The sequence below is a fragment of the Hallella faecis genome (assembly GCF_018789675.1).
Lineage (GTDB): Bacteria > Bacteroidota > Bacteroidia > Bacteroidales > Bacteroidaceae > Prevotella > Prevotella faecis.
In genome coordinates, this window is sequence record NZ_JAHKBE010000013.1 from 54,397 (window position 1) to 65,879 (window position 11,483).

Sequence of the window (11,483 nt, forward strand, 5' to 3'; positions counted from 1 at the left end):
CTCGGGATGGTCTCTTTACATCAAAACCAAGACACTTATGAATTGTAAACTAATCACCCTGACGATTCTTTCGGCGTTCAGCGCCCTGACCAATGCGGCCGACAAAGTAACCATTACGCTTACCAACACCTTGTCGACGCCCCGCACGGAGATGGTGGAGACGAAGCTCGCCGACGTGCAACGCAAGCTCAACGCCACCACCAACATCATCATTACCGACCCCAACGGCCAAGAAATTCCCTCGCAAGCCACCCACGACGGCAAGCTCATTTTCCAGGCTGGCGTGCCCGCCAAGGGCAAGGCCGTGTACTACGCCACAAAGGGAACACCCCAGAAATACGCGGCGAAGGTGGCCGGCCGCCTCTTCACCGAGCGACAAGACGAGTTTGGATGGGAGAACGACAAGGTGGCTTACCGCATCTACGGTCACGGCGGAGCGGTGGGCTACGACCTGTTCAACAAGAACACCAGCGACCTGATGCTCGACTATTGGTACGCCAGCGAGCAGAACCAGGACATGCGCCGCGTGATTAAGGACCTTGGAAAGCGTGGCTACAAGGACCTTGCCGACCAGGTTTACAACGCCTATTGCTACCACATCAACCACGGAAAGGGCATGGATTGCTACACCGTAGGCCCCACATTGGGCGGTGGAGCCAATGCGCTCATGGAGGCCAACGGCAACTTGCTGATGCCGTCGTGCTACAAGAGCTATAAGATTCTCGACCAAGGCCCACTGCGATTCACCGTGGAGCTCACCTACCCTGAGCGCCAACTGAACGGCGCCAAGGTGATAGAGAAGCGCGTCATCACGCTCGACGCCGGCTCGCATTTTAACCGGGTGGCCGTCACCTACCAGGGGTTGCCAAAGCCCATGACCGTTGCCGCCGGTGCCGTGGTTCACAAATCGAACCCCACGCAATATGTGCTGAACGCCCAAAGCGGCTTCATTGGCTATGAGGACCTGGGCGACGCCAGCGTGTACAACGCCAAATACCACGAGGAGTTGGCCAAGCAGATGGGCCACATCTACATCGGATTGCTTTTCCCACAAAAGAACATCACCACCCTTTACAAGGCTCGCGAGAACGGCATTGCCACAGGCCACATATTAGGCACGACCACCTATCATCCCAGCACATCGTTCACCTATTACTTCGGAACGGGATGGGACCAGAACACCACCACCGAAATCCACACCTTCGAGGCATGGCAAGCAGTGCTCGCCCAAGCCGCCAAGGCCGTGAGAACGCCGCTGAAGGTCAGCGTCAAATAAACGTTTCAACACCCGAGAAAGCATCCGTCTACACCTTCGAACGGGCGCTCTCCATTTCTCATAACATTCACCCTACGGTTGCGCCACCACATAATGGCCGACCGTAGGGTGACTTACTGAAAACAAAAACATCACTTCCATCACATGGATTTCAATCTGATCGGGACATGCTGGTCCCTGCTACCGCCTGTCGTAGCCATCGCCTTGGCCTTGAAGACCAAGGAAGTTTATTCGTCATTGTTCATCGGCATCATCCTCGGAGCGGCACTCTTCAGCTACTCCATGGGCACTGGGTTCGAGGGATTTCTTTCGCACCTGCTCAACGACACCGTGGGAACGGGCGACACCGCCAAGCAATACGGACTCATCCACTGTCTGGCCGACCCATGGAACGTTGGCATCCTGGTGTTCCTCGTGGTGCTGGGCGCCATCGTGTCGCTCATGAACAAGGCTGGCGGCTCGGCCGCATTCGGCCAGTGGGCGTCTAAGCACGTCAAGACGAAGCGGGGCGCACAGATCGCCACCATCCTGTTGGGAATCCTCATTTTCATCGACGACTACTTCAACTGCCTCACGGTAGGTTCCGTGATGCGGCCCATCACGCAGCGCCACGGCGTGACGAAGGAGAAATTGGCCTACCTCATCGACTCGACGGCGGCGCCCGTATGCGTCATCTCCCCCATCTCCAGTTGGGCGGCGGCCGTGTCGGGGTTCGTCACAGGCGACGAGAACGGCCTTGCGCTTTTCTGCAAAGCCATTCCCTATAACTTCTACGCCCTTTTCACCCTACTGTTTATGTTCGCCATCGTTGCCATCAACTTCGACTTCAAGTCGATGAGCAAGTACGACGCCCGTTGGCGCGAATGGTACGAGCGAACCAATGGCGGCAAGATCGATGAGGTGAGCGGCACCAAGCTCCAACTGGCCGAACACGGTGTGGGAGCGGGCCAACCGGAAAAAACGGGCCATCGCGGAACAGTGGCCGACCTGGTGCTTCCCATCCTCATGCTCATTGTGTTCTGCACCATAGGCATGGTGTATTCGGGCGGATTCTTCCAACCCTCGAGCAACAATTACCACCATTTCATCGACTCCTTCGCCGCCAGCAACGCCTCGGTGGGACTGGTCATCGGCTCGCTCACGGCCCTCATCCTCTCCGTGGCGATGTTCACCGTGCGCAAGACATTGCCATTCGACGAGGCCATGAGTAGCCTCATCAAGGGATTCGAGGCCATGGTTCCCGCCATCCTCATCCTCACCTTGGCATGGACGCTGAAGAGCATGACCGACTCGTTGGGTGCCGCCGCCTACGTGTCCGACGTGGTGTCGAGCAGCGCCAGCCACCTGCAGATGCTGCTTCCCGCCATCATCTTCGTCGTGGCGGCGTTGCTGGCCTTCGCCACAGGCACATCATGGGGCACCTTCGGCATCCTCATCCCCATCTGCGTAGCCGTGTTCCCCGCCGCCGCCCCATTGCGCGTCATCTCCATCTCAGCCTGCATGGCCGGCGCTGTTTGTGGCGACCACATCTCGCCCATCTCCGACACCACCATCATGGCGAGCGCCGGCGCATCGTGCAAACACGTTCACCACGTATCGTCGCAATTACCTTATGCGCTGACCGTAGCCACGGTATCATTCTTCACCTTTATCGTGGCGGGCTTTGCCCAAAGCCTGGGCTTCGTGGCGGGCATCGCCGTGTCGTGGACCACGGGCCTGCTCCTGTTGGGCGCCGCCTTATGTTTCCTCAAGAAGCACAGGCGCCCCACTGCCCAAAAGTCAGCCTAACACGAATCGCATAAGCCTCTCGTTTTCCTCCTGCGTCTACAGGGAGGGGAACGAGAGGTTTTCGCATTGGCGATCAGCAAAACGAAACACGGCTTATGACCGATTTGGGGTTAATGACCGATTATCGCTAAAAACATGGAGAAAAATTCGGAAATGCCAATTATTATAGCTATCTTCGCAACTATAGATGGTGCGCCATGACGTTTCTATAAAACTTGGGGGCGGCGCACAATCCACCATTTGTCACACCACAAAGCTAATCATGCCATGATCGAACGAATCTTAGGATACATAGAGGATTATCAAGTTAAAAAGGCCTTTTGGGCCGCAGCCAAAAACGTGGAGCACGACGAAGCGAAGCAAGAGCTCTTCCTGCAGATTATTTTCTTTGCCAACAACGTAGCCCAACTGCAAGGCGACGCCGAGAAAATCAAGGCCTTGGCCGATGGCGGCAACCCCTACATGCAGATGGCCTACGCCCGATTGCACGATGTGTTGCAGCCTGAGAAAGACTCCAATACCATCAAGGAACACTACTACAAGATGGCCGCCAACAACGGCATCGGCGACGCCTACGTCCATTTGGCTTACATGTACCGCGACGCCGACTTAGGCGAGATCGACCCCGACGCCTACAAAAGCCTGATGGCAAAGGGGCAACAGCACCACAGTGAGCGCGCCATGGCCCAAGCGTTCCGCGACTCGCTCTGTGGCGCCAACGACGTGCCTTGCACGCCCGAGATGATCTACGAAGGCGCCAAGAGCCTCTGGGAGAACAGCGCCTTTCCCCATCCCACCTATCTCATGCTGATGGGCGAGGCCCTGGAGAAGATGAACCGCAAGGACGAGGCCATCAAAATGTACCAACAGGCAGCGATGAACGGTTGCAGCCAAGGCTTCTACAGGTGGGCCATAGCAGCCTACTGCAACGAGAACTATCAGGTCGAAGACCGCGAGGAGTTCATGGAGGTCATGCAGAAAGGCATCGACGTGCAAGCGGCCGACTGCTACACCATGTATGCCATACTGATGGAAAGCGTCGACTTCGACGCCCTGAGCCAGGAGGAACAGCAACAGGCAACCAAGACTTTGTACGACGACCTCAGGATGGGATGGATGTTGGGCGAAAGCACGTGCGCCTACTTCCTCGGCACTTATTTCGAAAACGGCACCTACGGTTTCGAGCGCAATGCCGAGGAGGCATGGCTATGGTATAGCCGAGGAGCCAACCTGCGCTGCGCCTTCGCATGGGCGGCCATGTCCCACATGGCGCTCCACGACCACACAGCCCCCGAGGGCTACGGTGAGGAACGGGGCTACGAGTGTGCCTACCGAGCCCTGGCGCTGGGCAACGACGACCTATTAGACGAGGTGATAGCTGGCTATCGCAGCGGTTTCCTCAGCCAACACACGGCCATGATCGAGAAGAAATGGCTACCTCAATATCATAACCAATTGTCGCATTTCGTCGACGACCTGCCCGACTACGACGATGACGACGATGACGACGGCTACAACGACGACCACGAGTACCAATATGACGGCGACCCCGAGCGCGAGGTGGGCGAAGACGATTGCTCAACGGTCACTACCGACCTGATATGGCAGGCTTGCATGAACAACATCATGGGAGCGCTCGAACGTGTGCGCAACCAAGAGCGCGAATGGGAGGTGGCGGGCCTGATAAGCGCCTATCTCAACGGCGCCGACGACCTGCTGGCCATACCGCTGAGGCTCGATGATCTCTATAGCGCCAACGACAGTCTGCTCGAGATCATCAGCGACCACCCACGCCTCAAGCTCCGCCTGCTCAGGTGCCAGTTGCGTGTGTTGCGCGAAATAGAGGCTGACCACGAGCTGGGGCTCACCGAGGACGTGGAGCGCGATGTACGCGAGCTGAGCCGCATCATCGACCTGGCCGACGAGGGCCGCCTCAATGAGATTCCGCAAACCGGGCACCTCAAGCGCGACCCCGTGGAGTGGACGGAGCAGTGGGAAGCCGTTATCGACGAGGCCGACCGCCAAGCCTACTCCCGCCTGAAAGGCGTGCCGCGAGGCATGGGCTTCTGCTTCAGCTTTTGGCATGAGCGCCAACTGGCGTTGCATAAGCTCGGCGTAGTGTGGCGCAATCCCCATCAAATGAATCCCCGTGTAATGTTTGACTAACCATGGCTATACAACTCATTTTCAACCCAACCGACCAAGACCTCACCAGTCAATCGAAGATGTGGGGCTGTCCCGACCTGCCCGACTCGCTGCCCTACCCTGTGGCCCAGTATGAGGACGAGGGCGAGACCTACGACAACCCGCTGACCTTCATCTGCCAAATTCGCTGCGAGGACATTGCCGCGCTCGACCCCGAGGGCTTGCTGCCGCATACGGGCATGCTCTATTTCTTCGGCGAGGTGGATTATTTCCTCGGCCACCGCGAGTACTACTCGCCGGGCATGGGCGAATGGAGCGACAACGATTTCCGTGTGCTCTACTCGCCAACGACCACCGATCTCCACACCCATCGCCTGGTGGACGACGAGGGCAACCCGCTCACGCGAGACGCTGAGCGCATCACCTTTGCCGCGTGCGACGACAAGGAGGCGGGCTTCAAGCTGCTCGGCCATCCCTTCTTCGACGAGATCGAGGAGCAGTATCCAGGCTGGCGCTCACTCCTGCAGCTCGATTGCAACGACGATTGGAACCTCCAGTTCTACGATTGCGGCATGCTCTGCTTCCTCACCGACGACAAAACGGTGAAGTGTTACCTCCATTCCTTTTAACCCAAATCGGTCCATGATAACTGAAATAACAACCTATTCCGACGCTTGTCTCGACGCCATCAACCGCCTGTTGCCCCAACTGTCGTCGTCGGGAAGGCAAATGACGAACGACCAACTGCTGTCGATGATTGCCAACAACGACACGCATCTCTTCGTGGCCGAGGCTAACGGCACCATGCTCGGCATGCTCAGCCTGTGCACCTACGCCACCCCCACTGGCCGCAAATGGTGGGTGGAGGATGTGGTGGTCGACCAGCAGGCGCGTGGACAACACATCGGGCGGTCATTGGTGGAGCACGCCATCCACTATGCCCGGACGCATGGCGGTGGCACCATCATGCTCACCTCACGCCCCCAGCGTGTGGCCGCCAACCAACTCTACCAGTCGTTGGGCATGCAACTGAAGCCCACCAACGTTTACCAAACGCAATGAGTGGCACCCCCAACTCGTTATTCACCACACCCCAAACCTAAACCTCTTATGACCCAACGAACCTTTGGAAAAAACATAAAGGTGTTCCTCAACAGCACCTTTCGCGACATGGACGCCGAGCGCGACGCCATCATGAACCGAGTGTATCCCGCCGTAGCGCAACAGTTGGCCCGCCATAACATCCACGTCGACTTCATCGATCTGCGGTGGGGCGTGAGCACCAGCGATGTGGATGAGGCCGATCGCGAGAACCATGTGTTGCGCGAGTGCCTTGGAGGCATACAGAGCTCACGTCCGTTCTTCATCGGACTGCTCGGCGACCGCTACGGATGGGTGCCATCGCAAGCGAGTTGGGACGCCATCGTCGACGGCATGAGCGCCGACGAGCGCCTGTTTGTCAACACCGACACCCAACAGGCGCGCAGCGTCACCGAGTTGGAGATTCTCTTTGGTTCGCTCATGGACACCGACAATTTACACCGCAGCTTCTTCTGCTTTCGTTCGCCCGAGGCCTACCAACAGATGGGCGCCGACGAACGGGCGCGCTACTGTGAGCAGGACGAAACGGCCACACGCCGCCTCGCGCTGCTCAAGGAGAAGATCACCCGAACCTTCCATGCCCACTCGCTCGACCGCAACATCTGCCACTACAACTGCCAGTGGGACGGCACCCAGCTCACCCACCTCGACACACTCGTGCGTTTTCTCACCACGGCTTTGGTGCAGGAGACAGAGCTCTACGAGTGTGAGGACGCTACGGCCAATCCCGACAACGACTTCGAGAACATCACCAGCGTCGCGCAAGAGCGCATGGCACAAAGCAACCGCCTGTTCTGCGGCCGCGAGGATTGGTTGCAATGGCTCGAGCAATATGCCTATGGCACCCACGGCACCCCGTCCGACGCCCCCAACGGCGAGGCCGACCCATCCGCCAGCAACGACAACGCCCACGCCCCCAAGCGCCATCACGGCAAGGTGCTGCTGGTCACCGGCCCCTATGGCTTTGGCAAGACGGCCCTGTTATGCAAGTTCTACGAACAGTTGGCACAGAGCCAACACTTCATTCCCTACATCTTTTTCGCCGACCGCAAGCAAGCCAACTGTCAGGCTTCCATGCCACTCAAGTGCTGGCTGTCCGACTCGCGCACAGCCACCGAGTACCGTTGTGGCATCGACAACGATGAGGACTTCGGCCTCCTCGCCCACCTGTTGGGCAAGGCGTTGGGCACCAACGACAGGCGGAAAGTGCTGCTCATCGACGACGTGTGCCGCCTCGACAACTGCCATTTGCTCCTCAACAACCATTGGGTTCCCGCCAACACGGTGGTGATCTGCACCGCTGAGAGCGGCGAGGCCGAGGGCATTACGCTATGCGACAAGATCGCACTCTCGCCCCTCTCGCGCCAGGAGGCGCAACAGCTCATCGACAAACGGTTTGCCGAGGTGGGCAAACGCCTGCAACCGGCGGTCATGGAGGCGTTGCTCAACAAGCAGGCGCGCCGCATCCATCCATCTACCATCCCCCTGTGGTCGGTCATGATGACACGCCGCCTCACCCTGCTCAACGCCTCCTATTTCGAAGCCACCCGACAGCGCCAAGAGGCCAACGAGGAGTTGAAAATCCAAAACTCGCTCATCGAAATCGTCTCCCAGGCCGCCAATTATCCCGAGCCTCTCTTCATGTCGATCCTGCAAGAGGGCGGGCATTTCGTCGACATGGCGTTTGGCATGACGGTGCTGCGCATGCTCGCCGTGAGCGAATACGGCTTGCGCGAGGGCGACCTGCGCCAACTGTTGGGCAACGATTGGGACGCGCTGAAGTTTGCTGAGTTGCGCCGCTACCTCGGACCGCTGCTCACGACCGACAGTGTCAGCGGCATCATCGACTTCGCCTATCCCAACTTCCGCATCGAGGTGTGCGTGCAATCGGCCGACGCCATCAGTCGCTATGTTGCGGCGCTCGCCAGCCATCTGCTCCAAACAATTGAAGACAACCCATTCGATGCGGTAGCCATTCGCGAGTTGCCCTACCTCGCCCTGAAATATCAAACCACCGACTTGCTCGACTTTGTGGTGCTGAACCAGGGCATGGTGTGGCACCGACATGTGGTCTACGCCCTGTCGGACCTCACCATTAGCCAGTGGAATTTCATGGAACAGTGGCTGTCGAAAGCCGCCACACGCCACCCCGAGGCCACGGCCTTGCTCATGCTCGACGTCATGCGGCAGCTGGCCGACCGTGGTTCCTATGGTGCGGCAACGGCCATCGGGGGCGCGCTCGCCAAGGTGTACCACAACGACGAGGCCCAGACGGCGGCCTCTGGGGAAGCAAAGCCATTGGCCATAGGCAACCTCACGGCCTTCTTCGCCGTGTGCCTGTACTATCAAGGCGAACGCCCGTTGGCTGCCCAATGGGCCAACTGGTTGCTCAACGAGCATCTCCAGCAAATGGACGACGACCGCTACATGGCGCTCTTTGCATGGGCCATCTATGCGAGGGTGGCCGTATGGTGTCACGAGTGTGGCGAAGCCGACGGCAAGGTCGACGCCGACGAAGCCCATCTGATGGAGCAATGGACGCTTCATGGGCTGAGTTTCGCACAGTGCTTGGTGCTCGATCATCACCGACTGGAGTTCCTGGGCATCCAACAAGAGCTGGCGGTTGTTTTCCGACAAATGCTTCAACTGCGCGACTTCGACGGCGAGGAACCCAACCAACTGTTGCTGGCCGACGTGCTCAACGAGCAACCGTGGTTGTACCGCGCCTATTTCCAGATTGCCCCGATGAGGCGCCTCTCGCACCTGATGGGGTACATAGAACGTCACGCCGCAACGGTTCTTGAGGCCGAAGCGCAACGCCTGTCGGACACCCTCCGGGAGGCTGCGCCCAACCATGTGCTCTTTGCCGACAACTGCCAAACGCCTACCGACCCGCTCTGCGAGGAGGAAGGCGAGGGCCAGGTGGTGGCCAGGGCCGATCAGCTGCTCTTCCAAGACGCCGACCCGCAGCAGTGCAGCGACGTGCTCAACAGTGCGCCGGCACTGCTCGACGACAACCGAACCGACGCCCTGGGCGTGCGGGCCCACCTCATGCACTTCTGCATGGCCCTGCCCAATAACACCATCGAGCGCGACCTCACGCCTCAGGAGGTCGCAACCATCAGGCGTTTCGCCAACTATGCCAACCGCATCATTGGCGCCTATCCCAACGAAACCAACCCCGACACGCAACGTGCCATGGGCGACTTCATGCTCCTTTACACCAAGGTGGCCATGCAGCTCAAGGCCCTGCCCATGTCGCAGCTATACAGTTTCGCATTGTTTGTGTTCGGCACCGAGCGCCAACTGTTTATGCAACAGCAAGAACAGGCGTCGGTGGAACAAACGCTTCGCCTGCAGATAGCTTTCTACATGTTGTGCAGCATGGCCGAGTTTCTGTTCTCTGAGCGCACCAATGCGGGCGCATCCAGCGAAGCGTCGAACGAGGAGGAACACACCATCAACGCGGTGCGGTTCATGAAGAGCCTGCACCTGCCAGGCGCATTGGTGGTGCAGGGCTACGCCCTCGTCTACGCTTGTCTGGCATACGTCTGTGAGCAACGGCGCGACTTGCAAAACATGATGCTCTACAACAAGCAACATGAGTATGCCACCTGCGAGGCGTGGCGCCTCAACCCATCGGACCATGAGACCGCACGCCGCTACGCATCGGCCGTGGATGAGACCGGCCGACTGTTCTACATGATCTTCGGCAACAGCCAAGAGGCGAAGCGGTGCTACACCAAGGCCCACGCCATGTTTAAGGAATTGTACGACAAGGACCCCGCTGGCACCATCCTGAACGACGTGTTGCTCAGCTCGTACAACATCCTTGAGATGCTCAACATCGAGAATCGCTACGACGCATTGTGCCAAAAGGCGGAGCAAACGCTCACCTTCGTGGCGGCCCACTACGCCAATCCCGACCTCGAGCTCAGCCATGTGGCCGCCATCAAGGAGCTCATGGGGCATGCGTTGGTGAGGCTGGGACGCACCGACGAGGCCCAGCGCCAGCTCAACGAGGCCAAGGCCGTGTATGCCGAGAAGCTCAGCCAAGCCCCCGACAATGAGAAGAACATGCGCGACATGGCCATCTGCATCATGCGCATCGTGGAGATGAAATTGGCCGCAAGCTGCAATGCCGACGAGGTGCTGCAACTCATCGACGAGGCGGAAAGGCTCCTCAAACGCGCCCTTGAGATAGTGCCCAACTCGCCCAAAGCCATCAAGAACTACCTTGCATTGCTCAACACGAAGGTCAAGGTGCATGTGCTCATGCGCAACTTCGAGGCCACCGACGAGGCGCTGACACTCTTCGAGCATTTCACCCTCCAGCATATCCTCGAAACGCGCGACACCTCGCTCGTGCCCCTCATGCTCGCCTATTACGACGACTTCGTCCAGGTGGCCGCACAAGCCCAATGGATGGAGATGGCCAACGCCCTGATCCAGGTGAAGCAGCACGCCGTAGACCAACTCGTTGAGCAGCGACTCATGAAGGCGAATGGGTAACCTTCCCTGTCGCTCGGCTTTGCCGCTTTCGCCACTGTGCCACCCAAGCGGAAGAGCCGAGCGACCGCGAATGAGCGCATACTCTTACGTGCGTGTTTCACGCACTCCCAATGGCGGATGATCCTGAAATCATTCGCCCCATCCCCTCGCAACCTTCGCACAATATGTTCTGTCAGATATTTTGGTGCAAAAGTTGTGCGGCGTTTTTCGTTGAATGAGCCAACGAAAACGTCGATTTTTCGTGCCATTCATCCCAAATCTGCGCCGTGCTTTCGCCGTTAGGCATCTTTCGTCTTGCGATACCTACCTAACCGCACCTCGAAAGACCACGTCACGAGGCTCGAAAGACCATGTATCGACGCTCGGTTAGGCATGTTTCGCAGCGTGGAATATTAAATTAGGAACACCCTATTTGCCATTATTAAGATAACCCATTAGTTATCAGTTTGTTACACAACAACACTGAGAATCGCGCATTTCCGCCCAATCGTTCGGTCGTCGACAAAAACCATGTAGATTTCAATATAGATTGTTACGAAAAATGTCACTCGCAGCAAGTATAAGGGTACGGGGGCAGGAGAAAGCCAGAAGAACAGAATGTAAGGAACTAAAGTTTCGGATTTAGGCAGGGTGGGCTGAAGGCCCAACAAGCACATAGCCC

7 protein-coding genes are annotated in these 11,483 nt (G+C 58.1%); 6 read left to right on the top strand and 1 reads right to left on the bottom strand.

Features of this window, described 5'->3' with window-relative positions; genetic code table 11:
• Positions 1-37 precede the first annotated feature (37 nt).
• From KM934_RS04990 to KM934_RS05015, 6 genes are all read left to right on the top strand, one after another.
• The gene (locus tag KM934_RS04990; protein ID WP_215759521.1) at positions 38-1,276 is read left to right on the top strand and encodes a DUF4861 domain-containing protein; all 1,239 of its coding nucleotides are present in this window, start codon (positions 38-40) and stop codon (positions 1,274-1,276) included.
• Between the two features lie 144 nt (positions 1,277-1,420).
• Positions 1,421-3,064 (top strand): Na+/H+ antiporter NhaC family protein, encoded by a 1,644-nt coding sequence (locus KM934_RS04995; protein WP_215759522.1) that lies wholly within the window; start codon positions 1,421-1,423, stop codon positions 3,062-3,064.
• A gap of 267 nt (positions 3,065-3,331) precedes the next feature.
• A complete protein-coding gene (locus tag KM934_RS05000) occupies positions 3,332-5,230 on the top strand; it encodes a hypothetical protein (RefSeq protein ID WP_215759523.1) in 1,899 nt (632 codons plus the stop codon).
• Between the two features lie 2 nt (positions 5,231-5,232).
• Positions 5,233-5,838: a DUF1963 domain-containing protein gene (locus KM934_RS05005; protein WP_215759524.1), complete on the top strand. Its 606-nt coding sequence runs from the start codon at positions 5,233-5,235 to the stop codon at positions 5,836-5,838.
• A gap of 13 nt (positions 5,839-5,851) precedes the next feature.
• Entirely contained in the window at positions 5,852-6,271 is a 420-nt protein-coding gene (locus KM934_RS05010; protein ID WP_215759525.1) for a GNAT family N-acetyltransferase, read from the top strand.
• A 48-nt stretch (positions 6,272-6,319) separates the two neighbouring features.
• Positions 6,320-10,822, top strand: coding sequence for a DUF4062 domain-containing protein (locus KM934_RS05015; RefSeq protein ID WP_215759526.1), 4,503 nt, complete (start codon positions 6,320-6,322; stop codon positions 10,820-10,822).
• Positions 10,823-11,271: 449 nt separating this feature from the next.
• Here the strand turns inward: KM934_RS05015 and KM934_RS05020 are convergent.
• Positions 11,272-11,483: hypothetical protein (locus KM934_RS05020; RefSeq protein WP_215759527.1), on the bottom strand; the 212-nt coding region annotated here is incomplete at its 5' end.

Coding starts and splice junctions, on each gene's coding strand:
- KM934_RS04990 (WP_215759521.1), top strand. CDS start 38: ATGAATTGTAAACTAATCACCCTGACGATTCTTTCGGCGTTCAGCGCC.
- KM934_RS04995 (WP_215759522.1), top strand. CDS start 1,421: ATGGATTTCAATCTGATCGGGACATGCTGGTCCCTGCTACCGCCTGTC.
- KM934_RS05000 (WP_215759523.1), top strand. CDS start 3,332: ATGATCGAACGAATCTTAGGATACATAGAGGATTATCAAGTTAAAAAG.
- KM934_RS05005 (WP_215759524.1), top strand. CDS start 5,233: ATGGCTATACAACTCATTTTCAACCCAACCGACCAAGACCTCACCAGT.
- KM934_RS05010 (WP_215759525.1), top strand. CDS start 5,852: ATGATAACTGAAATAACAACCTATTCCGACGCTTGTCTCGACGCCATC.
- KM934_RS05015 (WP_215759526.1), top strand. CDS start 6,320: ATGACCCAACGAACCTTTGGAAAAAACATAAAGGTGTTCCTCAACAGC.